This is a genomic window from Chryseobacterium sp. Y16C, from assembly GCF_022488405.1.
GTDB classification, from domain to species: Bacteria; Bacteroidota; Bacteroidia; order Flavobacteriales; family Weeksellaceae; genus Chryseobacterium; species Chryseobacterium geocarposphaerae.
In genome coordinates this window covers 428,445-452,054 of record NZ_CP092711.1, presented here as the reverse complement: position 1 = coordinate 452,054, position 23,610 = coordinate 428,445, and the positions used below count along the sequence as shown (strand labels likewise).

Sequence of the window (23,610 nt, the reverse complement as noted above, 5' to 3'; positions counted from 1 at the left end):
CTTACCATACGTAAAAATTAAATTTCAAATTATGAAACTTTTATTATCATTAAGTCTTTGTTTATCATTATCTGCTTATTCTTTCGGGCAAAAAACAGAAACATTAAGTTCCAAAGATCAGGCAATTGCTGAGCATTTTAAAACAGAATATAAAAAGAAGAACTATAAAAAATTCGAAGGAAAAATAAATGTAAAAGATACTCAGGTACTGTTTGATGACAAGGTTATTTTCTATGACAAATCAGATAAAACCATAGCTTCTATCCTTAAACAAGGTCTCATATATCCGCAATTACTGACCGATTATCAAATGGAAAAATTCCTGGCTGAAACCACAGATAAAACCCAAAAGAGATTCCTGAAGCTTCAGAAGGATCCACGTGCCGGTTTTGATGTAAACAATGTAAAACTAAGCAGTATTAAAGAACTTACCTTTGCCAGCTCCAACCCTAAGGCAAAAAGATTCAAGCTAACTTTTAAAGATAACAGAATCAACAGTACAATCATCTATTTGATTGAGCTTACCAACAAAAGTGCAAAAGAGAATACTCCCCTTGAAGATTTTATAAAAGAATCAAATTTGACTTATTTAGATCAGACTGAATAAAAAAGCTTCAAATAAAAATCCCTCTCCTAAAAATAAGAGAGGGATTTTATTGTTAGATCTTATCCAAAACTTTCTTCGGCAAGATTTTCGTTAATTCAGTTTTAAATTCTTTTTCGAGGATTACAAATTTCCAATATTTTCTGTCTTTTGAAACAGCACACGCTTTCATATTGGCATTAATTAGATATGAACCTTCGTTGGCTAAATATTTCACATTATTTTTACCATATTTACTCACTAAAGCTGCATTCATCTGCTTTTTCATTTCATCATTCAACGAATTTACATTACATTTCATCTTAAGATAATAGTTGGCAATAGAGAAATATTCACCGCTAATTAATTCTGGTTTCTCAATATCCCCGAATTGCAAATCCTGTACATCAATCTTCATAAAAGGATTGTTATAGGTTAAATTCAAAATCTGCGTCATTTGCTCTTTGGGAACAATGGTAAAAAATTTAGGATAAATACAACTTACCGATTGATCTATTTTTTTAGTTTTAATTGTATTTACAAAATAGGTAAGGTTTTTCTTTATGGCTAAATCATCTGTATTTGTTTTTGTCTGTGCAAAAGAAATAAATGATAAGAGAGCGAACAGAAATAAAAGTGATTTGGCTTTCATCATTACTAATTTTTGAATGTATCTTTAAGAAATATGTCGGAGTATCAAGATTGTTTGTTACAAAATGATTTTCAATTAAATAAAAAAGCCATCCTTGCGGACGGCTTTCAAAATATTTTAAGATTCGATTATTGTACTTTTACAAGCTCAACATCAAAGATCAACCAAGCGTTTGGCGGAATCACACCTCCAGCTCCTCTCTCTCCATACCCCATTGCCGGTGGAATTAATAAAGTAGCAGTTTCTCCTTCTTTTAATAAAAGAATACCTTCATCCCATCCTTTGATTACTCTACCCATCCCGATTGGAATTTCAATCGGTTCATTTCTTTTGAATGAAGAATCGAACTCAGTTCCGTCTACCAGCTTACCTGCATAATGTACCGATACATTATCACCCGCTTTAGGAGCTTTTCCTGAAGTTGTTTTTGTAATTTTATAGTAAAGACCTGATTCAGTTTTTTGCATTCCCGCTTTTAAGTCTTCAACCATTTTCAGTTGATTCGCTTTAAATTCTTCTTCTTTTTTCTTCTTTTCAGCTTCTTCTTTAGCTGCGAATTCTTTATTTTTTTCAGCAATCTTAGCTTTTCCTTCATTGAAAGTTTTTGCCGGATCGTAGTTTTTATACTCATCACCTTTGCTGAAAACAGAAACTTTTTCTAAGACGATATCTGTTTTAGGTTTATCTTGCGGTCCTTTTTCTACATTGGCAATCGCATCGATCACATCCTCTCCTTTTACTACTTTCCCGAAGATCGTATGTCTTCCGTCTAACCACGGTGTTGCCACTTCAGTAATGAAGAATTGAGATCCGTTCGTATTAGGTCCTGAATTCGCCATAGAAAGAACTCCTTTTCCGGTATGTTTAAGGTCATTTTTCTCATCTTCAAATTTATATCCGGGATCTCCCATTCCTGTTCCCTGAGGATCTCCCCCTTGAATCATGAAATCTTTGATCACTCTGTGAAAAATAGTTCCGTCATAGTAAGGAACTCCTTTCGCTTTAGCTTTGTTATCGATTTTACCTTCTGCAAGACCGATAAAGTTCGCTACAGTTACAGGCGCTTTCTTATCTTCAAATTTTACAATCAGGTTTCCTTTTGTCGTTTGAAGATTGGCATAAAGTCCGTCATTAAGACCTTCGTAAGTTTCTTTGTCTACGTTCATTTTTTTATAAATTGGGGTACAACTCATCAGCGAAATACTTGCCGCTGCCAGAATTATATTCTTGTTAAACAATTTCATTTATTATAAAGCTTTTAATTTTATGATTAAAGGGATGTCGTTATCAATTTTCTTCTCATCCCCGAAAGTTCCGTAAGCCAGAGAAGAGGGAACCAAAAGTGTAACTTCCTCACCATCATGTATAAAACGTAAAGCATTTTCTACCGCTTTTAATTCATCAAAATGTCCGAATTTAGCATCTCTTCTTGCAATCGGCTGATCGTAAATCTTGGTCTGATCAAAATCGTAAAGATCATAAGAATAAGAAATCAGACTTTCATCTGCTCTTTTTTCTCTTTTATCAAAACCCTGAGTATTCACCCAGTAATTAAGCTGTGTCGGATAAAATTTCTCGGTCTGTCCGCCAATCCAGTCCTGAATCTGGTTTCTTTCCAACGTGTTCAGGTTTTTCATTCTTTCCCTTGAAATATCCAGATCACTTTTGCTCAAAACACCACCTACAGGAGGATGTGCCTGCTGTGGATTTCTATTGCAGCTCAATAAGCCCAATACAGATATGAAGAGTATTTTTTTCATAAGCATTTGCGAAAATACACATTTCGGGAATTAATTACAAAAGTTGGTTAACTTATTAGATAAAAGTCCTGCAGCTTTTACAATAATTTGATTTTAAATCATTATAGCTTTCCATTGTTCAATTTTTCTAACTGTCATTCTGATGAAGGAAGGATCTCAGACAATTACAATCACAGATCCTTCAATTCACTTCGCTCCTTTCAGAATGACAATACACAACTCCTTTACAACAAAAAAGCCGGGAAATATTCCCGACTTCATATAGATTTTATTGAATTGAATTAAACTGTTTCTAAGACGTGATCTACCAGCACTCTCCATCCGAATGTATCTTCAGACAGATTGGTCTGTAAATCCACTAAATCTTTTTTCAAAATTTCAGCATAGCTCTCTTCAGAAGAAAGTTTTGGTAATTCCAATTTTTCGCCATTATATCCTAAAGCTTGGAAAACTGTAGTTACCACTGCTGTTCCCACTCCCCAAACTTCTTTCAAAGTTCCGTTTCTCTGAGCTTCTACCACATCTTTTACTTTGATTGGTTCAACTTTTACTTCAATTCCTCTCTTTTTAGCCAATTGAATAAAGCTATCTCTTGTAACACCGTCAAGAATTTTCTCTGAAGTCGGAGGTGTATAAATCGTATCGTTAATTCTTACAAATACATTCATTGTTCCACTTTCTTCAAAATATTCGTGAGTAGCATCATCTGTCCAGATAATTTGCTCATATCCTTCTTCAATAGCCAACTGAGTCGGGTAGAAAGACGCCGCATAATTTCCTGCAGCCTTAGCAGAACCTACTCCACCATTTGCCGCTCTTGAATAATGATCTGAAATTTTTACAGAAACCGGTTCTGTATAGTACATTTTAGCAGGAGTTGCTACGATTGCAAACATATATTTATCAGCTACTCTTGCCTTCAACGCTTCTTCAGTAGCAAAAATCAATGGTCTAATGTATAAAGACATTCCTTCTCCCTGAGGAATCCAGTCTCTGTCTATATCTACCAAAGCTTTCAAACCATCCAAAAACATTTCTTCCGTCACTTCAGGCATAGCAAGACGTTTCGCTGATTTATTGATACGTTCAAAATTCTTTTCAGGCCTGAAAAGGAAAACCTGCCCGTCTTTGTCTTTATAGGCTTTCATGCCTTCAAAACAAGCCTGTCCGTAATTTACCCCCATCATTGCTGGTGTAAATGGTATTGGACCATAAGGAACTAATTTCACATCACCCCACTTTCCATTTTCATACTCACAAATCACCATATGATCAATAAAAGTATTTCCAAATGAAAAATTGTTTGGGTCGAATGTAGAAATTCTGGAGTTTTCAGTTTTTTGAATTATCATTTCTAAAATTTTTTATGATGTTCTACAAATTTAACATAATTTTCTAAATATAAAAATTTTAGAGTAAATTTGTGAAAAAATAGCTTGAAAAGAGAAATAAAAACGACAAACGACGGAAGCAAAACACTGTTTATCAATGAATTAAATGAAAACTACCATTCTCACCATGGTGCTCTTCAGGAAGCTGAACACGTGTTTATTAAAAATGGACTAAATCTAATAAATGATTACGAAATTAATATTTTAGAACTGGGATTTGGAACAGGTTTGAATGTTTTAGTGACAATTAATGAATATTTAAAAACTGACAAAAATCATGTCATCAATTATTTTTCACTGGAAAAATACCCCATAAATGAATCCGAAATTAACGATTTAGCCTATTTTAAACATTTTGATAACCCGGAATTCAAAAATATTTATCAGAAAATTCATTTAGCAGAATGGGAAAAATCAGTAGAAATCACTAAAGGATTTAACCTCAAAAAGATAGAATGTGACTTTTTTGAGCTGAAAAACATTGTGTTACCTAAAATAAATCTGGTATATTATGATTGTTTCGGGGCAAGAGTACAGCCAGATCTTTGGGAAAAGCCTTTATTTGAAATAGTAGCTGATAAAATGGAAGTTAACGGGCTTTTAACAACATATTCCTCAAAAGGCAGTGTAAGAAGAATCCTGCAGGAACTGAACTTTAAAGTGGAAAAGAAGCAAGGCCCCCCAGGAAAAAGAGAAATGATTAATGCAGTTAAATTATAGAAGTTAAAGTAAAAAGTTAAACGTGAGAGGCCAACAGAATACACAACATAATGTAAAGAAATGCTTAACTTAAAGTATTGTTCAGATTAATTTCGAATTTCTAATCTTTAACTTCTCTCCAAATTTCCTTACTTTAGCTATAGAAATTATTATATATGATAGATAAGATCAACATTAGAGTCTACGCTTGTGTTGTTAAAGACAAAAAAGTACTAACCTTATTTGAAGAATATGCAGGTGAAGCTTTAATGAAATTTCCTGGCGGTGGGCTGGAATACGGAGAAGGGGTTTTAGAATGTCTTCATCGTGAATTTGAAGAAGAGCTTAATGTAAAAGTCGAAATTGTAGAACACTTTTATACCCAGGAAGACTTTTTAGTTTCGCGTTTCAGAGAAAACGAACAATTACTTACTATATATTATATTGTAAATATTATCAACGAGGATGACTTCCTTATTCATGATCCTTGTATCGAAAAAACAGAATGGATTGATATTCACCAGGCTCACAATCCATTTCCTTTACCTATTGACAAAATTGTATTTGATAAATTAAAAGAAAAATTCCTGTAAAAATATTACAGGAATTTTTTATTTTGATTATTTACCAACTTTAAACTGATAAGCACCTGGATAAGGCTGAAGAAACCCTGAGTTCCAGTTAGACTGCAATAAAGATTCTAAAAATTCATCTGTTCTGTTAACATGAGGATTATACTGATCCTTTAGATCAATATCTGCTATTTTACCTTTTATATTCCAGATAAAAGCAGAAAAACCACCTCTCAGTTCTTTAATAATCTCATAAACGCTTTTACCCGTTGCTCTGTTCATGAGTTTAGCAAAAACCTGGCCTTCTGTAGTCGTTAAATCCCTCAGCTGCTTTTCATATTGATCAGCCAGCATATTCTGTCGCTCTCTCACATATTTTCTCTTCGCTTTACTATCCATATTGGTCATTTCCTTCTGAATATCGCGATACTGCCCCAAAGCCGTTATAAATAACGGATAGACCCTGTATAATTTTTTATTAAGGAAATAATAGTAGTTTTTATCCAATTGGTTATTAAACTTTGGTTTGTTCAATAACGTCAGTTCATCCATTACAACTACCGTTTCACCATTTATTTCATAAAACTTGGCTTTCTGCCTTTCATCATAATAATATTTATTACCAAATTCATCTACTTTCAACAATTCAGGAGGATATTGGCTTAAAGGAATATACCTTAAAGAATCTTTTTGCCCGAAAACACCCACCCCTAAAAAGAAAAGAAAAAGGCAAATAATTTTATTAAAATTCATTATTTTTACACTTATTAGAACAAAAATTACTTACAAAAATCATTCCTTTTTTATGAAATTTGAAAAGAAATCTTTAAAGTTTTTAGAAAAATACTTAAATACGGCCTCTCCGACTGGTTTTGAGCATAAAGGCCAGGAAATCTGGATGGATTATATAAGTCCTTATGTTGACAAAATAGAAGTTGATCATTACGGTACCTGTTACGGAATTATCAATCCTGAAGCAGAGTTCAAAGTAGTGATCGAAGCCCATGCAGATGAAATTTCATGGTATGTGAATTACATTACAGATGATGGCTTGATCTACGTGATCCGAAATGGAGGTTCAGATCAAACAATTGCCCCGTCAAAAGTAGTTCATATCCATGGAGAAAAAGGCATTGTAAAAGGTGTTTTCGGCTGGCCGGCAATTCATACAAGAAGTACTAATCAAAACGAGCCTACACCAAAAATTGAAAATATCTTTATCGATTGCGGTGCTGTTTCCAAAAAAGAAGTTGAAGATCTGGGAATCTATGTAGGATGTATGATTACTTATCCTGATGAATTCTTTGAAATGAATGACAGATATTTTGTCTGCCGTGCTTTAGACAACAGAATCGGAGGATTTATGATTGCTGAGGTTGCAAGACTTTTAAAAGAAAACAAAAAAAGCATTCCATTTGGTTTATACATTACCAACTCCGTTCAGGAAGAAGTCGGCTTATACGGTGCGGATATGATTGCTGATACCATCAAACCCAACATTGCTATTGTTACCGATGTTACTCATGATACAACAACCCCTATGATCGAAAAGAAAAAAGAGGGTGATCAGAAATGCGGAGCGGGCCCTGTTATTTTCTTTGCTCCAAGTATTCATCATACCATCAGAGAATTGATTATCGATACGGCAAAGACAAAGAAAATTCCTTTCCAACGTGCCGCAGCAAGCAGAGCTACAGGTACAGATACTGATGCTTTCGCCCATTCAAACGGCGGTGTACCAAGTGCATTAATTTCCCTACCTTTGCGCTATATGCATACCACAGTAGAAATGGTCTCTAAGGAAGATGTAGGAAACGTGATCAAACTCATCTACGAAACTCTTCTTAAGATACAGCCGGAAATGAAACTGAAGTATCATTAACAGAAGAAATAAAAGTAAAGTATAAAAAGTAAAAATGAAAACGAAGCTTATTGCTCCTTCCCTTTTATCTGCAGACTTTGGGAATCTGCAAAAAGATATTGAAATGCTGAACAATTCTCAGGCTGACTGGCTTCACGTAGATGTGATGGACGGAAGATTTGTTCCTAACATCTCATTTGGCTTTCCGGTGATGAAAACAATTCAACAGCATGCTAAAAAATTTGTTGATGTACATTTAATGATTGTCGAGCCTGAAAAATATGTTGAAGAATTCATCAATCACGGTGCAGATTTGGTTTCTGTTCATTATGAAGCTTGTACACACCTTCACAGAACGATTCACCACATTCAAAGTTTAGGCGCAAAGGCAGGAGTTGTCTTAAACCCTTCCACTCCGGTTTTAATGCTTGAAGATATTATTGCTGATGTAGATTTAGTATTATTAATGAGTGTAAATCCGGGATTCGGAGGACAGAAATTCATTGAAAACACTTACAAAAAAATCGCTGAAACCAAAGATTTGATTCTAAGCAATAATTCTACCGCCCTTATTCAGATAGACGGAGGAGTGAATCTTGACAACGCAGCAAAGCTTTTCGAAGCAGGAGCTGATGTTTTGGTTGCCGGTAATGCCGTATTCTCAGCAGAAAACCCCGAAAAAACTATTGAATTACTAAAATTCTAAATTAAATTTCACTTATAAAAATGAAGAGGCAACCTTTCGGTTGCCTTTATCATTCCCCAAAAAATAGAGTTTATATCGTCATTAGTTTTATGTATTAATTATAGATTACTTTCATCATAATTCGTGTGTAAATTTCTTAATAAATATTAATATAAAGCACCGTAAAAACACGGAAATCAACACCGTATTTTTACGGTATTTTTAAAATACTCCTATTTTACAACATGGCTACTTTCCTTATTTTAGCAAAAAATAAACAATGAAAAATAAATTGACCAAGATCTTTTTATTAAGCACAATCTTCGCAACTTCTCATATCAATGCCCAACATACTCCATCTGACAGTAAAAAAATGGAATGGTTCCAGGATGCTAAACTGGGGATTTTTATCCACTGGGGAATTTATTCAGTCAATGGTATTTCCGAATCCTGGTCTTTTTTCAATAATTATATCAATCACGAAAATTACATGAAGCAGCTCAACGGATTTTCTGCTTCACAATATCATCCTGAAGATTGGGTAAGATTAATTAAAGACTCAGGAGCAAAATATTCGGTAATTACCACAAAGCATCATGATGGTGTTGCTCTTTGGAATTCCAAAGCAGAAAAAGCAACAACAATCTCTAAAAATTCTTTAGCCCAAAAAGATGTATTGACTCCTTTCGTAAGTGAACTTAAAAAATCTGGTTTAAAAACAGGTCTCTATTACTCTCTTCCGGACTGGAGTCATCCTTATTATGACATTATGACCAGAACCAAGAAAAGATATGACATAAAAAGCGATACTGAACGTTGGCAAAATTACACCACCTACTATCAAACCCAGCTGAATGAACTATCTTCTCAATACCAACCTGATCTTTTATGGTTTGACGGCGACTGGGAACATAGTTCAGCAGAATGGCACGCTCCAGAAACTCTTGAAAATTTGAAAAAATTCAATCCAAATATCATTATTAATTCAAGACTTAATAATCACGGTGACTATGAAACACCAGAGCAGGGAATTCCGGTAATCAGCCCAGAGAATGAATTCTGGGAACTTTGCTATACCATGAATGACTCATGGGGATTTCAGCCTTTTGATACTCATTATAAAACTCCCAATATGATTGTAAGAACATTAACAGATGTAATCAGCATGGGAGGAAATTTATTATTGGATATCGGACCTAAATCAGACGGAAGTATTCCTGAAGAACAGATCGAAATTTTAAAAAATCTTGGAAGATGGACTTCAAAACATAAAGAAGCGGTTTACGGAACAAGAAAAGGGTTACCTTTTGAAAATCATAAAGGAAAATCTTCTATTTCAAAAGACGGTAAAAAATTATTCCTTTACCTGGAAGAAGCTAAAGATTTTACAAAAATTTACGGCTTATCTTCATTACCCATATCAGCAAAAATCATTGGCGACAATACAGGTAAAGTCAATTTTAAAAATGATAGCAATGGAAATATAAATTTAAATTTTTCAAACGTAAAATTCGATCAGGATGTAACGGTTGTAGAGCTTAGTTTTAATGAAAAAATTAAGTTCTCCAGTGTTATAAAAAAAGAGGATCTTGTCTTGCAAAAAATCTTAGAAGATCAAAATACTAAAAATACTACATACAAAATTGCGGAACAATTGTATGAAGGGAAAAATATTTTTAATAATTCAGGCTTAACAAATGATGGCCTGAATATGAAAATTCCAACAAATTTAAAAACCAATCAGGAAATTTTGAGCTGGATCAGCAAGCATGCCGAAGCTCTATTTGAAACAGAAAAAGGTTTACCAAACGGACATTATGCCGGAATGAGTGCTCTTTCGAAGGACCGGCAGACGGTTTATCTTTTTGTAGAAGGAGTTCCAACAGGACCTATTGCCTTAAAAGGAATTAAAAACGGAATTTCAAGAATCCGTATTGTAGGTGAAGGATCTATACTCAATCATTCTATTTACAACAAACTGTACTGGAGTGACAGACCCGGAATTATTTATATTGATATCCCTAAAGAAAGATTGGATAAAAATATGACTGTAATTGCCGTTTTACTAGATAAGCCTGTCGAATTGTACCGCGAAAAAGTAAAAGCCATCGAAAACAATTTATAAGTTCTGTATAAAAAGAAAGTCCGGAGAAAAATCTCCGGACTTTTTATTTTGAAAGTTTTTCTTAGAAAATTTCTCTTCCTGAAAAATGAAACTGAGCTTCAATAAGAGCGTTTTCATCAGAATCTGAACCATGCACAGCATTTTCTCCGATGCTTCTTGCAAACATTTTTCTGATTGTCCCTTCAGCAGCTTCTGCAGGGTTGGTGGAACCAATTAAAGTTCTGAAATCTTCAACAGCGTTTTCTTTTTCTAGAACAGCAGCTACAATTGGACCTGAGCTCATAAATTCTACTAATTCTCCATAGAACGGTCTTTCAGCGTGTACTTCATAGAATTTTTTAGCATCAGCAACTGTAAGCTGAGTCAATTTTAAAGCTTTAATTTTAAAGCCTCCTTCAGAGATTTTACCTAATATCGCACCGATATGTCCGTCTGCAACTGCGTCCGGCTTAATCATAGTGAATGTAATGTTAGACATAAATGTTATAATTTTTTAAGTACCCAAAATTACAAAAAAATATTCGATTTTGATTTTTAATTTTTTTTAACATAAAATTAACTTTTTGAATAATTCGCAATCAATTTTTTGGCACAGTAATTGTTTATTCTATTCCGATTCTCATGTTTAATTTGAGTTTTCATGGTTATTAGTTTTTACCCAGCTTCGGCTGGGTTTTTTTATATTATTAAATAAAAGATATTTTTATTGCGAAATCAGCAATAAATTTAATTTATTAAAATACAATAATTTAATTATTGCTTCATTATAAAGCAATAACATTATAGGAAACGAAAAAAATTAACGAAAAATTTATTTTGAAGAAGACTCTTCTGCCTCTTCCATAAGCTTTAAATACGTAGAATATCTGGAATGTTGGATCTCTCCAGTCTCTAAACTATCCAAAACGGCACATTTCGGCTCATTAATATGAAGACAGTTATGGTATTTACATTCTTCTCTTTTTTTGAAAATCTCAGGAAAGTAATGTTGTACTTCTTCCTTTTCAATATCAATCATAGCAAATTCACGTACTCCGGGTGTGTCGATCACATTACCGCCGAAGTCCCAAAAATGCATCTGCGCAAAAGTTGTCGTATGCTTTCCCTTTAAGTGGGTATCTGAAATTTCAGAGGTTTTTAAATTTAGCCCCGGCTGTAAAGCATTGACCAAAGTAGATTTCCCACATCCGGAATGTCCGAAAAAGACAGAAGTTTTATCTTTAAGCAGATCCTGCAGCTGATTTAAATTGAGTTTTGAATAGGAAGAAATCTCGAGAGAATCATATCCGATTTCATTGTAAAGGAATTCTATATCTTTTACAATTTCAATTTCTTCTTCGTTGAGTACATCGATTTTATTGAATAAAATCAGTGGGGTAATATTGTAAGCTTCGCAGCATGCCAAAAATCTGTCAAGAAATCCCAGAGATGTTTCAGGATATTTCAAGGTAAAGATAAAGCATGCCAAGTCAATATTGGATGCAATAATATGAGCTTCTTTTGAAAGGTTTACCGACTTTCTTATCAAATAGTTTCTGCGTGGTTCTATTTTGGTAATCCAGGCAATATCATCCTGCTCCAGCTGAAATTCTACAAAATCCCCTACAGCAAGCGGATTCGTTAATCTGGTTTTAATCAATTTAAATTTTCCACGAATTCTGGCTTCAAAAATTTTTCCGGTTTCCAATTCCAAAACCTGATACCAACTTCCTGTAGATTTAATGACTTTTCCTTTCATAGACAATATTGCTGCAAATATAAGGATTTAGGCGATAGAAAATAAGGCTTAGAATTTAGAGAAACAGAATTGTTATCAAACTGTTTGCTAAAAACTAAGCCTTACTTATAAAAATCTAAAAACTACTATCTGTTGATCATAATATTATTTTGTACTTCAATAGATTCTTCATGAATTGCTTTGAAGACTTTCTCTATAAATTCCTGAGACATTCCTGTTTCCAGTGCTTTCTGAACAGCGTATTCTGTAATCACTTTCCAACGCTCCGGCTGGAAGATCGCAATATCATTTTCTTTTTTAAGCTTACCGATTTTCTCCGAAATTTTCATTCTCTGAGATAGGAGTTCTATCAATTGAAAATCAAGATCAGAAATTAGTGTTCTGTGTCGCCCCATTTCGCCTTCAAATCCTGCTAAGTTCGTATTTCTGACTTTTAAATTACTCATCAGTTCAGCTAAAACTTCCGGCGTAATCTGTTGAGAAGCGTCACTCCAGGCTTCATCAGGATTACTATGTGTTTCAATAATTGCACCTTGGTAACCAACATTTAATGCTTCCTGAGTAATATCTGCCAAACCTGTCCGGTTGCCACAAATATGAGAAGGATCAATCAGCATAGGAATATTGGGAAACTGGCTTTTGAAATCTAGTGCAATCTGCCAATTCGGATTGTTTCTGTATTTTGTTTTCTGGTAGGTAGAAAATCCTCTGTGGATTACTCCCAAATTGGTAATCCCCTGTCCTAAAAGCCTTTCTAACGCTCCGATCCATAAAGCAAGATCCGGATTTACAGGATTCTTCACCAACACTATTTTATCTGTTCCTCTCAATGCCTGAGCAATTTCCTGAACTGTAAAAGGGTTTACCGTAGAACGGGCACCGATCCATAAAATATCTACATCTGCTTCCAACGCTGCAAATACGTGATGTGCATTGGCAACTTCAGTCGCCGTTTTGAATCCATATTCTTCTTTTACTTTTTTCAACCAGTTCAAACCAATCACTCCTACTCCTTCAAAACCATTTGGCTTTGTTCTTGGTTTCCATATTCCCGCACGAAAAACCGGAACCTGTGCATTGGTTTCCTTAATTCTTCTGGCTGTCTCCAACATCTGGGCTTCACTTTCCGCACTGCATGGTCCGGCAATCATCATCGGTTGAGCGAAGTCGTTAATCCACTCGTTCTTTAGGTCTTTTAAGTTCATATCTTTATTCTATTTTATTCTTGTTTATGAGTTAATATCCATAGCAAATGCATTATAAAATTACTTTATAATTCTTTTCAAAAAATGCCGTTAAAGTTTTAAAGGAATCAGGATTTAAATGAATGAGATTTCAGTTTTCCTGTATTTTTTGAGAAAGAAATTCAGATTAGCAATACCAATAAAATCGGTAATAATTTCTGAAATTTCTAAAATAGGTAAATGAAAAGCTAAAATAACCGCTAAAATAATCAGCGGGTGCAAAAGTAGACTGGTAAGGTGTAAACAATTTTTTCATTGTTAAAGCGTCTATTTTCAGCTATTCTATAATAATTTCATTGGCCGGAAAACGATATTCCGCTCAAATATTTGACAAATATATAAAATTATGTCAAATCAAACCTCATTAAATCATCAAGATCTTTCAAAAGAGGATTTTTTTCTATAAATTTTTCGAAGATTTTTCTTTTGGTCATTACTTCCACCTTAAGATTTTCGAAGTCTCTCTTATATTCAATCTCAATAGAATAGTTATGAACTTTCCTTTTGAAATGGTTGAAAAACTCACCACTTATTTTATCAAATTCTACCTTGGCAGAATCTGAAGGATAAGAAACTGTAATTTGATTTTCAGCCGACTTAAACATTTTAAATGTTTTCACCGCATTAAAAATGAATGAATCTTTCTTCTGCAATTGTTTTAGCCTCAGATTCCATTCCATCTGAAGATCGGTATCTGTAAAATGGTGTTGTGGAAGATTTTCGGTTTTTACCGCTACATTCTCGTCTACTTCTGTTTTTTCTTCTTTATTCAGAAAAGAATTAATACTGAATCCTGATGTAGACGGACGCTTTGATAAAGGTTTAGAGGTTTTAATAATGATATTTTCCTCCTGAACAGAAACTACAGCTTCTACCTTTGTTTCTTTTATTTCCTGAGGTTGTGCCGGTACGGGAATTTTAACTTCTTGCTTTTCTTCAAGAAACGGAGCTAATATTATGAACTTTTTTTTTTTGCAACGTCTCCATTAGCCGTTAAAGAAGCTAACTGCATCAAAGCGATCTCTACAGTAAGCCTAGGATTTTTAGAATTTTTGTAATTAATATCCGCATGATTGCAAATTTCAATGGCATCTATTAATTGTTGAGCATTCCATTTTTGGGCCTGTTCCACAAACTTTGCCTTGGTTTGCTCTCCCACTTCTATTAATTCTATTGTAGAAGCATTTTGGGCCATCATTAGATCTCTGAAATGATTTCCTAAACCTGCAATAAAAATATGCGGATCAAATCCTTTTTTTACAATTTCATTGAAAGAGAATAATACTTCAGGAATTTTATTTTCTTTGGCTAAATCAACAATATTAAGATATTGATCATAATCCAGAATATTCAATACTTCAGCAGCTTTCGCCAGTGTAATATTTTTCTGGGAAAATGTGGAAAGCCTGTCAAAAATAGAAAGTGCATCTCTTAACGCTCCGTCGGCTTTTTGAGCAATTAAATATAAAGCATCATCTTCATACTGTACATTCTCTTTCTGGGCAATATTTCTAAGGTGTCCCTGAATACCTTCAATGGTAATTCTTTTAAAATCATAAATCTGGCAACGGGATAAAATCGTAGGAATGATTTTGTGTTTCTCTGTAGTTGCCAAAATAAAGATTGCATGAGCAGGCGGCTCTTCCAATGTTTTAAGAAAAGCATTAAAAGCAGCAGAAGACAGCATATGGACCTCGTCGATAATATATACTTTATATTTACCAACCTGAGGAGCAAAGCGGACCTGATCTATCAATTCCCTGATATCATCCACAGAGTTATTGGATGCTGCATCTAATTCATAGATATTATACGCAAAGCCATCTTCTGAAACAGAACCATCTTTTTCATTGATCTTCCTAGCCAGAATTCTGGCACACGTTGTTTTACCAACTCCTCTGGGCCCGCAAAAAAGCAGAGCCTGAGCTAATTGATTTTCTTCAATCGCATGCTCTAAAGTATCTGTAATGTGAGATTGCCCAACAACGGTATCAAACTCTTGCGGGCGGTACTTTCTTGCAGATACAATAAAATTTTCCATTGGCCAAAAATAAGAAATAAAGTTTTAATCTGAAAGGGTAAAGGTTTCAAATTATCCACAAAATTCTTAGAAAATAATAATTTTATTTCTCTTTTTTCTGGTAAGCATAATCAATAATATCAACGATAGCTTTTTCAATTTCCTGTCTTCCTTCGTCTGTTTTCAAATCTATACCACAGAATTTGCTGGCATTATGCCCTGTATAAAGATTTAGATAATAAGCTCCGGAAACAAGTAAAGCAGCAATTGCTCTATACCTTACTGAATCTTCCGGCCCAAAATAAGGATCTACGATATTCGTAAAAAGCATTTCACCCATTTCTTCTCTTTCGTCTGCAATTTTCTTAAGGATAGGTTTACTTTCAGAAAGCCCCCAAAGCATGATTTTCTGAAGCTCTTTATTTTTCTTCAGATTATCGTATTGACTCAGAATAGCAATTTTAGACAGTTCCTTACCTCCGTCTGAAATATCAACTTCAACATTTTCCTGATTCACTCTACTCCAATAGTCCTGAGATTTGATGTATTCATCGATCAGTTTATCGGTGCTTCCGAAATATTCATAGATCAGTTTTTTATCAAATCCAGCTACTGCAGCAATTTTACTCACTTTCAGTCCTGAATAGCCTTTTACTCTTAAAATTTTCCCAACTGCGGCTAATAGTTTTTGTTTGGTCTTTTCTTTATCTCTGATAGGACCTTGTACAACTTTTCTAGGCATGTTTATTATTTTTTTGCAATATGCAATTTATTTTTTATATCCTCAAATGCACTCAACGTTTTGTCAAGATGCTCTCTTTCGTGTGTTGCAGTGATACTCATTCTTATACGAGCATCTTTTCTCGCTACTGCGGGATATATTATCGGATTGGTATAGATCCCGTGATCTAAAAGAAGTTTCCCAGCATCTCCTGTAATATGCGGATCTCCAATTTTCACAGGGATAACAGCAGAACAGGTAGTCCCTGTATCTAATCCCATCTCGTCTAATCCTTTTTTGAAATAATTGATATTATCCCACAGCTTTAACCGCCAATGCGGTTCTTCATCTATTAATTCAATGGCTTTAATAATTCCCGTAGCGGTAGGAGGCGGAGTCGTAGCCGAAAATATTTGCTGACGGGATTGAAACCGGATAAAATTAGTCAGCTTTTTATTAGCAATGACATATCCTCCAAGATTTCCAAATGTCTTACTGAAGGTTCCTGTTATAATGTCAATTTTATTCAGTAAACCCGTATCTTCAATGGTCCCCCTTCCTGTCTTACCTAAAATCCCTACTCCATGCACATCATCCACCATTAAATAGGCATTATATTTTTTCACTAATTGATATATTTCCTCAATTGGCGCTGTATCTCCATCCTGAGAATACACTCCATCAATAACTACCAATTTGGTACGGTATTGACTTTCCGAGGTCTTTAAAATTTGTTCTAAAGCCTCCAGATTATTGTGTGGAAATGTTTTTCTATTTGTTAAAATACATCCTTCATACACACTTGCATGTACAGCCATATCTACAATGGCAATATCTTCTTTTTGAAGCAGAATCTGTAATGTGGCACTATTTGCGGTATATCCGGTAGTAAAAATTACAGCTTCATCCTGCGATCTTCCAAAAAAAGAAGCAATTTTTTCTTCCAAATCCTTGTGATAGGAATAATATCCCCCGATAAGAGGAGTGGCCGCCGTACCTGCACCAAACTTCTCAATTCCTTCAATAGCTGCCTGCTTTACTTTAGGATGCTGTGTAAAACCTAAGTAATCACTGGTAACAAAACTAATAAACTCTTTAGTAATATTTCCCGTAGTAACACTCATTACCGAACTACATCCTGTATTATTCTGCAATCTGTAACGATGTCCATTAGATTTCATATAGTCCAAGAAATCATAATAAGCATCCGCACGATCCATCATATCCAGACCTGGAATATTTTCAAAATCTTTGAAAGTTGCCGTTGTAAAATCTATGTTCATTTTTTAGTTATTAGTTTGTGGAGTTATTTAATACAAATATATGATTTATAGTTATATATTTACATTTAATTCACAAAAATATATAAATATTTTTTTCCACAATCATTAACTCATTTTCTTTTAGATAATCTTTTGCTTTAAAAATTAAATATCCAATCAATTTTATCAATAGATTTCATTAAACTTCCCTGCTTTCAGCATTAAAAAACAGTAAGAAATTTGCTCTTTTCAAATCTATTATTCCGAATACATTAAAATAGGTATATTCTTATCCGGACTTTCCGTATTTGCCCAACTTTATCTTTTTCAGCCTCTTCTTCCTTTAATAAGTGAATTTTAATGCGGGCGCGGGAAACTTCTTGTATTTTCTAAATAACCTTATTAATTATTGAATCAATTTTAAACATCACATTTTTCCAGCAGAAAATGAACATGTTAGAGCCAATACCAATTAATTTTATGAAAAATCACAAATTTGTGGGATTTCAGGCATAATATTTGCACCGTGTTGTACAACTAAGTTTATAAAACATAAAGACAAAAATTTGAATTTATAATTTGTAGCACCCAAATCTTAATTATATATTTTATTTACGAAAAACCCACAATGATTACCATTGTGGGTTTTGTTTCTTTATATTGCTATTGAGGCAGAACCGGGGGTGAAATTCTTTCATTTTTTGTTGATAATGTTCTTAAAAACACTTCTAACTGCATAATTTCCTCATCGGTTAAATCAAGAAGCCTTAACATATCAGATTTGTGAGAAGTCAATTCTATTCCATTATATATAGTAGTCCGGTGTTTATAAGGTTCCGGATTTCCTTTATTATAGATTTGAATAATATCTGTTAAAGATGTAAAAGATCCGTTATGCATCCATGGACCGGTTCTTACCGCTTCCCGTAAACTTGGCACCCGGAATTTACCTACATCTTCAGATTTTTTAGTTACCAAATATCTTCCTAAATCTTCTTGTTCTGAGCTTAGCAAAGACGTTCCTATATTTTCGAAACGATTATTCGAAAAATACCCGGAATTATGACAATTGATACATTGTGCCTTGGTACGGAACAGATGCAACCCCATTACTTCATCATCTGTAAAAAGACTAGCTTCGCCATCAATAAAACGGTCAAATTTACTTGGAGGACTTTTTATACTTCTTTCGAACGTAGCAATCGCTTTGGTAACTCTCTCTTTTGTTATGGTTTTGTCTCCAAAGGCTTTTTCAAACAGAATTTCATATCCTTTAATTTTAGCAATTTTTTCAACCGCCATATCAATATGCTCACTCATCTCCTTTTGATCCTGAATAGGCATCTGAGATTGCTCTTCCAAAGAGTTTGCGCGTCCATCCCAAAATAAAGATGTTGCATACGCCGTGTTTAAGATGCTCATCGCATTTCGTGTTCCCAATTGTCTGTTGTGTCCAAAAGAAACCATTCTGTTGTCACACCATCCCAATTCAGGATCATGACAGGAAGCACAGGCAATCTGATTAGAACCTGAAAGCCGCGGATCATAGAAGAGAGTCTTTCCCAACACTTTTTTTTCCGGAGAATATATATTATCCTCCGGAAACTGTATTTCAGGAAGATGTCCTATTTCTGAAAAATATGGTTTAGCCTCTTCATCCAGCATAGGAACAGGCCACATTGAAGTATCACCAGAAGCATACAATTCCCTAAGCTTTGCAATGAAAGATCTTTTTGGGCTGATTTCTTTCTGAACTTTATGGCTCAGACAATTGTTTAAAAGTGAAACGGTAAGAAATAAAACTAAAACCCAGCTTAGTATATTCTTCATTTTCCGATGAATTTCAGCAAAAATAGGGATTAATTTTATTTTGAAATAATGCAGATCATTAGCAATTTAAAAAATAAAAATAAACAATTATCAATCAACAAGTTAAAACAAAGTCGGTATTATTTGCAAATCAGATTTGATAAAATGAATAAAAATATTAATTTTAGTTTTTTTAAATGTCTTTACAATTATGCAGCCTGATGCGTCTCATAAGCTGATTCCGATGACTATGTTCGTCTTAGAATATTATTCCCATGAAGGATATGCAGATCTTCAAACATTAAAACTGATGAAGAACTATGCTAATTTCTTAAAAAAGCCTTTGCGTATAGGAATGTTTGTTCCGGTAGATCAGCAAGGAAATGTTTTAAAAGAACCTAAAAACTACACTTCGTGGAAAGCTCTTGAACATAATAGTAAAGGTGAAACAAATGACATTACTGCATTTGAAGAATACAGAATTTATCAGGCTGCCGAACAGCAATGCCTGTTCAAAGATTTTAAAGTAGATTACAACGGCTATTCCCGGGTGAGAATAGTTGCTGCCTATAATAATTCCATTGAATTGTCTTTTAATAAAAATGATCTTAGCTTTTCAGCTTTTAAAGATGTGGAATCACTTACTTCATTTGATGAAATATATTTAACCCGAACAGCTTTACGAATGATCGGGATAAAAAAGAAATAAGACAGAACCATTTCACTTTTTTCTATTTTTCCGTTATAAATAAAAAATCCTCAGAAATTCTGAGGATAAAAACTAATAACCATGAAAACTCAAATTAAACATGAGTTACATTTCGTTATTAAAATTTTGTGCCAAAAAATTTAATCATCCGTTTTTTTAGGAAAAATTAAGATTATTTAAGAAAAAATAATAAAATCTATTAGCAGAGCTTATTTTTTTATTTTCATGGTGAATAAAGTTTCATCAACATTTGTTGGCATAATAATAGGTTGATTATTGATATCAAACCAAAAACAATCACAAAATGAAATCAGCAGATCTATTACAAAAAAGTTTAAAAGGAAAAACCGTCGTCATTACCGGAGGAAGCAGCGGAATAGGAAGAGCTATTGCGGAAGCTTTTGCCTTAGAAGGCTGCAATATCGTAGTTGCCGCAAGAGGAAAAGAAGGTCTTGATGAAACTGTAAACCTGTGCCGGGATCTTGATGTGGCAGCAATGGCTGTACCGACAGATGTTTCCATCGCTGAAGATGTCCGAAATCTAACGAATAAAGCTTTACAGTTTAACGGAAGAATAGATATCTGGGTGAATAACGCAGGGGTAATGGCAAGCGGAAAATTTGAAGAAATCCCTATAGAACTTAATGAGCAGGTGATAAAAACCAATCTGTTTGGGTATATGCATGGCGCCTATAGTGTTTTACCTATTTTCAAAAAACAACAGGAAGGGATACTAATCAATAATATTTCTATCGGCGGCTTTATGCCCGCTCCTTACAGTGCGGCTTATTCTTCTGCCAAATTTGGAATCCGCGGAATGATGGAATGCCTGCACGGAGAACTATCTGATTTTCCTCATATTCATATTTGTAATCTATATCCTCAAATTCAAAGATCAACCGGAAATATGCATTCTGCGAAGTATTCAGGATTAGATTTTAAGATACCTCCATTTGCAGCGGACCCGAGAGATACTGCCGCTAGTATTGTTCAACTTGCCAAACATCCCCAAAAAGATCTTTTCCCGGATTTAACGTCTATGGTTCTCAAAAATATATATGGATTATTTCCTAAACCTATCATTAACACTGCTTCTGCAGCGATGAGAGTATTAATGAAAGTGAAAAAAGCTCCCGATGAATCCGGAAATGTTCTTTCTCCATCATCAGAACCTCACCGGATTTATGGCGAAACGATGTTTCCCGTACTTTCAAGAAAAACAACCATGTCTATTTTTGCCGGAATGGGATTAGGTTTAGCCTATATGCTTTTTACATCCAGGTCTTCAAAATAATAAATGCCAGAAAAGTACTTCTATTTATACTTTAATTTTAGTTTAAATAAAAAACGGATCATGAATATATCATGATCCGCTTCATTTAGAAAACACGAAACTATTTCCCTCCACCTCCGTTTTTTTCAACATCGGTTTTGGTATTTTCTTTTACCTTTTGGTTTCCAAATCGTTTTACGAATGAAATGGAGGCACCATACCAATCCCATTTCGAAGCATTTCTGAATGTTGCTCCCTGAGTATAGGTTGTAGCATCATAATTAGGCCTCTGAAAGATATTCATCAGCTGAAGGCTGACTTCCATTTGTGTTTTCGGGAATATTTTCGTCACAGAAATATTATGAAAAACGTTTGCTTTGTTGGTGGTAGAGTTCCCGTTATTTTGGTTGGAAACTTCAACCCATGCGCTCAGGTTAATATTTTTATTAAATAGATTGGTATATGAAAGATTGGTGGAAGCACTCAAATAACTGATATAGTTGTTTGCTCCTTCCAATTTGTTTTTCTGATTAAAATCGCTGTTATCAATATAATACCAACCCAAACCAAGATTCACTGTAAACTTATTTTTAAAGAAAGTCTGGTTTGTATTTGCGTATAGATAATATTTATGCACCTTTCCTGCAAAATTAGACGGTTGGGTAATGGTAATTTTCTTGGCGTTGTTTTGAGCATCTGTAAGTGTTCCTTCTACATAATCCGTCCAATAATCCTGATCGGTAAACATATATCTTGCCGAGATGAAGTATTTCTTTAAAATTCCAAGTTTCATATACACTCTGTCACTTGGATTCGGTTCCAGGTCCATATTTCCACGGCTGTAAAACCCATCATTATTGGGAATCAGGAAAGGGTTGAATTCTGCATACCAAGGTCGCCATATATTTTTATTATACGTCAAACTCAGGTCATATTTATCCGAGAAGGAATACTTCAGCAAAATATTGGGCAGCAATTTACCATAAGAATCTTTTCTCGAAGTTCCGGCAACATCCTGACGAATTTGATAATCAATATATTCATAACGAAGTCCGATTCTGGTTTCTAATTTTTTAAAGAACGTTTTACTGTAGTTTGCATAGACCGAGCCTATATTATCTTCGTAATGGAAAGTATCGCTTTTACTGAGACCTTCCAGATTATTTCCATAAAGATTATTCGGAATTACATTATTATTGAAGTCCATTTTACCACCAATCTCAAAATTCCCTCCTGATTTTCCAAATGGCTGAGTATAATCAACTTTAATATAATAATTTCTGTTTTCTGTATCGGTAAGTACGCCTATGTCTTTTATATCCCTTACTAAATTGTTATTTTTAAGAGAAAGCATATCTTTTATATAATAGCTGTCATCCGACTGTCCATAATAATTCGTACCCAGGTTTACATCTAAAATCTTATTCTTTTCTTTATCATACCATTTATAGAAAACATTTGTTCCCAGATTGCGGTTAAGTCCATTTGAGTTTTGATTTTGATTATAAGAGTTATCAAATATTCCGTTGATATTTTTCAAGCCGTCTGCTTCAGAAGTAGAGCTTGAGTTACTTTGGTAATATTCCAGAATAACTCCTATTGTATTTTTGTTATTTAATTCAAATTCCGAAGTTGAAGAAACAGACGGACTTCTGTATCTTCCAATAGTTTTTGAGTTGATCTGAGTGGTTGAATTATCTTTATATAAGGTGTAAAGACTTGAATTGCTCTGCACATTCGTATTATCACCATAACTTCCGATAAGTGTCTGGGTAAAGTTTTTCTTGTGATAATTCAGATTGAGATTGGCATACTGAGAATTTTTAGTATTCTGCCTGTTATTTAAAGTAACACTTCCTTTCAGCCCCTCATCATCTCTTTTCTTTAAAACGATATTTATTACTGATCCTGTCGCTTCATAGCGTGAAGACGGACTGGTAATCACTTCAATTTTCATCAGATTATCGGCCGGAATTGTTTTTAAATATTCTTTCAATTCTTTACCGGTAAAGACTGTTTTCCTGTCATTGATATAAACCGTGACAGTTTCTCCTTCCGCTTTTATTGCATCATTATTATCAATACTTACCAAAGGAGTCATACGCAGTACATCCCAGGTTGTATTCCCTGCAAGAATAGAGCTATTAGCAACATTAAAAACAGTACGGTCAACTTTAGACTCAACGGTAGGTTTTTTTGCCACAAAGGTGACTGTTTCTATTTCTTTCTCTTTTACTTTTGATTCTACAGTGTCTTTTTCAGCTTGGGCAAAAACTAAAGTGCCCATTAATAAAGCGATTGGCGCTATAATATTTTTCATTAATAGTTATGTTTTCCAATTATAAGACACCAATAAGGGAATATTCGTTACATCCTTTAAACGTTAAATAAGGTTAATATTATGAACCGAATTCCCAATTTTCTCACAAAAAATCAATTTGCGCTTCAATAAGCATTAATAAATGAGGGGCTTTTTCAAACTTCAAGATAAGATTTTCTAACTTTG

At 34.1% G+C, this 23,610-nt stretch carries 22 protein-coding genes; 8 read left to right on the top strand and 14 right to left on the bottom strand.

Annotated elements, in window-relative coordinates:
- The first annotated feature begins 31 nt into the window (after positions 1–31).
- Entirely contained in the window at positions 32–607 is a 576-nt protein-coding gene (locus MKS83_RS01815) for a hypothetical protein (protein ID WP_240581729.1), read from the top strand.
- A gap of 52 nt (positions 608–659) precedes the next feature.
- On the opposite strand, the gene MKS83_RS01810 is transcribed toward MKS83_RS01815, so the two are convergent.
- The 4 genes from MKS83_RS01810 to MKS83_RS01795 all read right to left on the bottom strand — a co-directional run bounded on the left by MKS83_RS01810 (position 660) and on the right by MKS83_RS01795 (position 4,347).
- Positions 660–1,238, bottom strand: a complete 579-nt coding sequence (locus MKS83_RS01810; RefSeq protein ID WP_240581728.1) for a hypothetical protein — start codon at positions 1,236–1,238, stop codon at positions 660–662.
- A gap of 125 nt (positions 1,239–1,363) precedes the next feature.
- Positions 1,364–2,401 carry a peptidylprolyl isomerase gene (locus tag MKS83_RS01805; protein WP_240583221.1) on the bottom strand — a complete coding sequence of 346 codons (1,038 nt, stop codon included), beginning with the start codon at positions 2,399–2,401 and terminating at the stop codon, positions 1,364–1,366.
- An 81-nt stretch (positions 2,402–2,482) separates the two neighbouring features.
- Positions 2,483–2,995, bottom strand: coding sequence for a hypothetical protein (locus tag MKS83_RS01800; RefSeq protein ID WP_240581727.1), 513 nt, complete (start codon positions 2,993–2,995; stop codon positions 2,483–2,485).
- A 281-nt stretch (positions 2,996–3,276) separates the two neighbouring features.
- Positions 3,277–4,347: a branched-chain amino acid aminotransferase gene (locus tag MKS83_RS01795; RefSeq protein WP_240581726.1), complete on the bottom strand. Its 1,071-nt coding sequence runs from the start codon at positions 4,345–4,347 to the stop codon at positions 3,277–3,279.
- Positions 4,348–4,431: 84 nt separating this feature from the next.
- On the opposite strand from MKS83_RS01795, the gene mnmD reads away from it, so the two are divergent.
- Together mnmD and MKS83_RS01785 are read left to right on the top strand one after the other, a co-directional pair.
- A complete protein-coding gene (mnmD, locus tag MKS83_RS01790; protein ID WP_240581725.1) occupies positions 4,432–5,106 on the top strand; it encodes a tRNA (5-methylaminomethyl-2-thiouridine)(34)-methyltransferase MnmD in 675 nt (224 codons plus the stop codon).
- A gap of 155 nt (positions 5,107–5,261) precedes the next feature.
- A complete protein-coding gene (locus tag MKS83_RS01785) occupies positions 5,262–5,678 on the top strand; it encodes an NUDIX hydrolase (RefSeq protein WP_240581724.1) in 417 nt (138 codons plus the stop codon).
- Between the two features lie 27 nt (positions 5,679–5,705).
- Here the strand turns inward: MKS83_RS01785 and MKS83_RS01780 are convergent, their stop codons facing one another.
- A complete protein-coding gene (locus MKS83_RS01780; RefSeq protein WP_240581723.1) occupies positions 5,706–6,410 on the bottom strand; it encodes a DUF4294 domain-containing protein in 705 nt (234 codons plus the stop codon).
- A 52-nt stretch (positions 6,411–6,462) separates the two neighbouring features.
- Here MKS83_RS01780 and MKS83_RS01775 point away from each other — a divergent pair, with 52 nt between their 5' ends.
- The 3 genes from MKS83_RS01775 (at position 6,463) to MKS83_RS01765 (ending at position 10,328) form a co-directional block, all read left to right on the top strand.
- Entirely contained in the window at positions 6,463–7,539 is a 1,077-nt protein-coding gene (locus MKS83_RS01775; protein WP_100375431.1) for a M42 family peptidase, read from the top strand.
- A 34-nt stretch (positions 7,540–7,573) separates the two neighbouring features.
- The gene (rpe, locus tag MKS83_RS01770) at positions 7,574–8,224 is read left to right on the top strand and encodes a ribulose-phosphate 3-epimerase (RefSeq protein WP_240581722.1); all 651 of its coding nucleotides are present in this window, start codon (positions 7,574–7,576) and stop codon (positions 8,222–8,224) included.
- Positions 8,225–8,483: 259 nt separating this feature from the next.
- On the top strand, positions 8,484–10,328 hold the full coding sequence (locus MKS83_RS01765; RefSeq protein ID WP_240581721.1) for an alpha-L-fucosidase: 1,845 nt from the start codon (positions 8,484–8,486) through the stop codon (positions 10,326–10,328).
- A gap of 61 nt (positions 10,329–10,389) precedes the next feature.
- Here the strand turns inward: MKS83_RS01765 and MKS83_RS01760 are convergent, their stop codons facing one another.
- The 8 genes from MKS83_RS01760 to MKS83_RS01725 form a co-directional block, all read right to left on the bottom strand.
- Positions 10,390–10,806 (bottom strand): nucleoside-diphosphate kinase, encoded by a 417-nt coding sequence (locus tag MKS83_RS01760; RefSeq protein WP_039365479.1) that lies wholly within the window; start codon positions 10,804–10,806, stop codon positions 10,390–10,392.
- Between the two features lie 333 nt (positions 10,807–11,139).
- Complete coding sequence (rsgA, locus tag MKS83_RS01755; protein ID WP_240581720.1) at positions 11,140–12,066, bottom strand: ribosome small subunit-dependent GTPase A; 927 nt, start codon at positions 12,064–12,066, stop codon at positions 11,140–11,142.
- 125 nt (positions 12,067–12,191) lie between these two features.
- Positions 12,192–13,271, bottom strand: a complete 1,080-nt coding sequence (locus MKS83_RS01750) for a chorismate mutase (protein WP_240581719.1) — start codon at positions 13,269–13,271, stop codon at positions 12,192–12,194.
- Positions 13,272–13,654: 383 nt separating this feature from the next.
- The gene (locus MKS83_RS01745) at positions 13,655–13,915 is read right to left on the bottom strand and encodes a hypothetical protein (protein WP_240581718.1); all 261 of its coding nucleotides are present in this window, start codon (positions 13,913–13,915) and stop codon (positions 13,655–13,657) included.
- Positions 13,916–14,265: 350 nt separating this feature from the next.
- Positions 14,266–15,351, bottom strand: a complete 1,086-nt coding sequence (gene dnaX / locus MKS83_RS01740; RefSeq protein WP_100375425.1) for a DNA polymerase III subunit gamma/tau — start codon at positions 15,349–15,351, stop codon at positions 14,266–14,268.
- 82 nt (positions 15,352–15,433) lie between these two features.
- Positions 15,434–16,072: a TetR/AcrR family transcriptional regulator gene (locus MKS83_RS01735; protein ID WP_240581717.1), complete on the bottom strand. Its 639-nt coding sequence runs from the start codon at positions 16,070–16,072 to the stop codon at positions 15,434–15,436.
- Positions 16,073–16,077: 5 nt separating this feature from the next.
- On the bottom strand, positions 16,078–17,334 hold the full coding sequence (locus MKS83_RS01730) for an aminotransferase class I/II-fold pyridoxal phosphate-dependent enzyme (RefSeq protein ID WP_240581716.1): 1,257 nt from the start codon (positions 17,332–17,334) through the stop codon (positions 16,078–16,080).
- A gap of 642 nt (positions 17,335–17,976) precedes the next feature.
- Positions 17,977–19,143 (bottom strand): cytochrome-c peroxidase, encoded by a 1,167-nt coding sequence (locus MKS83_RS01725; protein WP_240581715.1) that lies wholly within the window; start codon positions 19,141–19,143, stop codon positions 17,977–17,979.
- A gap of 190 nt (positions 19,144–19,333) precedes the next feature.
- Here MKS83_RS01725 and MKS83_RS01720 point away from each other — a divergent pair, with 190 nt between their 5' ends.
- Positions 19,334–19,831, top strand: coding sequence for a hypothetical protein (locus MKS83_RS01720; RefSeq protein ID WP_240581714.1), 498 nt, complete (start codon positions 19,334–19,336; stop codon positions 19,829–19,831).
- A gap of 304 nt (positions 19,832–20,135) precedes the next feature.
- Positions 20,136–21,125, top strand: a complete 990-nt coding sequence (locus tag MKS83_RS01715) for an SDR family oxidoreductase (protein ID WP_240581713.1) — start codon at positions 20,136–20,138, stop codon at positions 21,123–21,125.
- A 100-nt stretch (positions 21,126–21,225) separates the two neighbouring features.
- On the opposite strand, the gene MKS83_RS01710 is transcribed toward MKS83_RS01715, so the two are convergent.
- On the bottom strand, positions 21,226–23,424 hold the full coding sequence (locus MKS83_RS01710; protein WP_240581712.1) for an outer membrane beta-barrel family protein: 2,199 nt from the start codon (positions 23,422–23,424) through the stop codon (positions 21,226–21,228).
- Between the last annotated feature and the right edge of the window lie 186 nt (positions 23,425–23,610).

What these genes read in the sequence shown, in the direction of transcription:
- rpe (WP_240581722.1), top strand. Translation starts at nt 7,574, where the DNA reads ATGAAAACGAAGCTTATTGCTCCTTCCCTTTTATCTGCAGACTTTGGG.
- MKS83_RS01730 (WP_240581716.1), bottom strand. Translation starts at nt 17,334, where the DNA reads ATGAACATAGATTTTACAACGGCAACTTTCAAAGATTTTGAAAATATT.
- MKS83_RS01810 (WP_240581728.1), bottom strand. Translation starts at nt 1,238, where the DNA reads ATGATGAAAGCCAAATCACTTTTATTTCTGTTCGCTCTCTTATCATTT.
- MKS83_RS01765 (WP_240581721.1), top strand. Translation starts at nt 8,484, where the DNA reads ATGAAAAATAAATTGACCAAGATCTTTTTATTAAGCACAATCTTCGCA.
- MKS83_RS01785 (WP_240581724.1), top strand. Translation starts at nt 5,262, where the DNA reads ATGATAGATAAGATCAACATTAGAGTCTACGCTTGTGTTGTTAAAGAC.
- MKS83_RS01760 (WP_039365479.1), bottom strand. Translation starts at nt 10,806, where the DNA reads ATGTCTAACATTACATTCACTATGATTAAGCCGGACGCAGTTGCAGAC.
- MKS83_RS01805 (WP_240583221.1), bottom strand. Translation starts at nt 2,401, where the DNA reads ATGAACGTAGACAAAGAAACTTACGAAGGTCTTAATGACGGACTTTAT.
- MKS83_RS01745 (WP_240581718.1), bottom strand. Translation starts at nt 13,915, where the DNA reads ATGTTTAAGTCGGCTGAAAATCAAATTACAGTTTCTTATCCTTCAGAT.
- MKS83_RS01780 (WP_240581723.1), bottom strand. Translation starts at nt 6,410, where the DNA reads ATGAATTTTAATAAAATTATTTGCCTTTTTCTTTTCTTTTTAGGGGTG.
- MKS83_RS01720 (WP_240581714.1), top strand. Translation starts at nt 19,334, where the DNA reads ATGCAGCCTGATGCGTCTCATAAGCTGATTCCGATGACTATGTTCGTC.
- rsgA (WP_240581720.1), bottom strand. Translation starts at nt 12,066, where the DNA reads ATGAAAGGAAAAGTCATTAAATCTACAGGAAGTTGGTATCAGGTTTTG.
- MKS83_RS01750 (WP_240581719.1), bottom strand. Translation starts at nt 13,271, where the DNA reads ATGAACTTAAAAGACCTAAAGAACGAGTGGATTAACGACTTCGCTCAA.
- MKS83_RS01815 (WP_240581729.1), top strand. Translation starts at nt 32, where the DNA reads ATGAAACTTTTATTATCATTAAGTCTTTGTTTATCATTATCTGCTTAT.
- MKS83_RS01715 (WP_240581713.1), top strand. Translation starts at nt 20,136, where the DNA reads ATGAAATCAGCAGATCTATTACAAAAAAGTTTAAAAGGAAAAACCGTC.
- dnaX (WP_100375425.1), bottom strand. Translation starts at nt 15,351, where the DNA reads ATGGAAAATTTTATTGTATCTGCAAGAAAGTACCGCCCGCAAGAGTTT.
- MKS83_RS01800 (WP_240581727.1), bottom strand. Translation starts at nt 2,995, where the DNA reads ATGAAAAAAATACTCTTCATATCTGTATTGGGCTTATTGAGCTGCAAT.
- MKS83_RS01710 (WP_240581712.1), bottom strand. Translation starts at nt 23,424, where the DNA reads ATGAAAAATATTATAGCGCCAATCGCTTTATTAATGGGCACTTTAGTT.
- MKS83_RS01775 (WP_100375431.1), top strand. Translation starts at nt 6,463, where the DNA reads ATGAAATTTGAAAAGAAATCTTTAAAGTTTTTAGAAAAATACTTAAAT.
- MKS83_RS01735 (WP_240581717.1), bottom strand. Translation starts at nt 16,072, where the DNA reads ATGCCTAGAAAAGTTGTACAAGGTCCTATCAGAGATAAAGAAAAGACC.
- MKS83_RS01725 (WP_240581715.1), bottom strand. Translation starts at nt 19,143, where the DNA reads ATGAAGAATATACTAAGCTGGGTTTTAGTTTTATTTCTTACCGTTTCA.
- MKS83_RS01795 (WP_240581726.1), bottom strand. Translation starts at nt 4,347, where the DNA reads ATGATAATTCAAAAAACTGAAAACTCCAGAATTTCTACATTCGACCCA.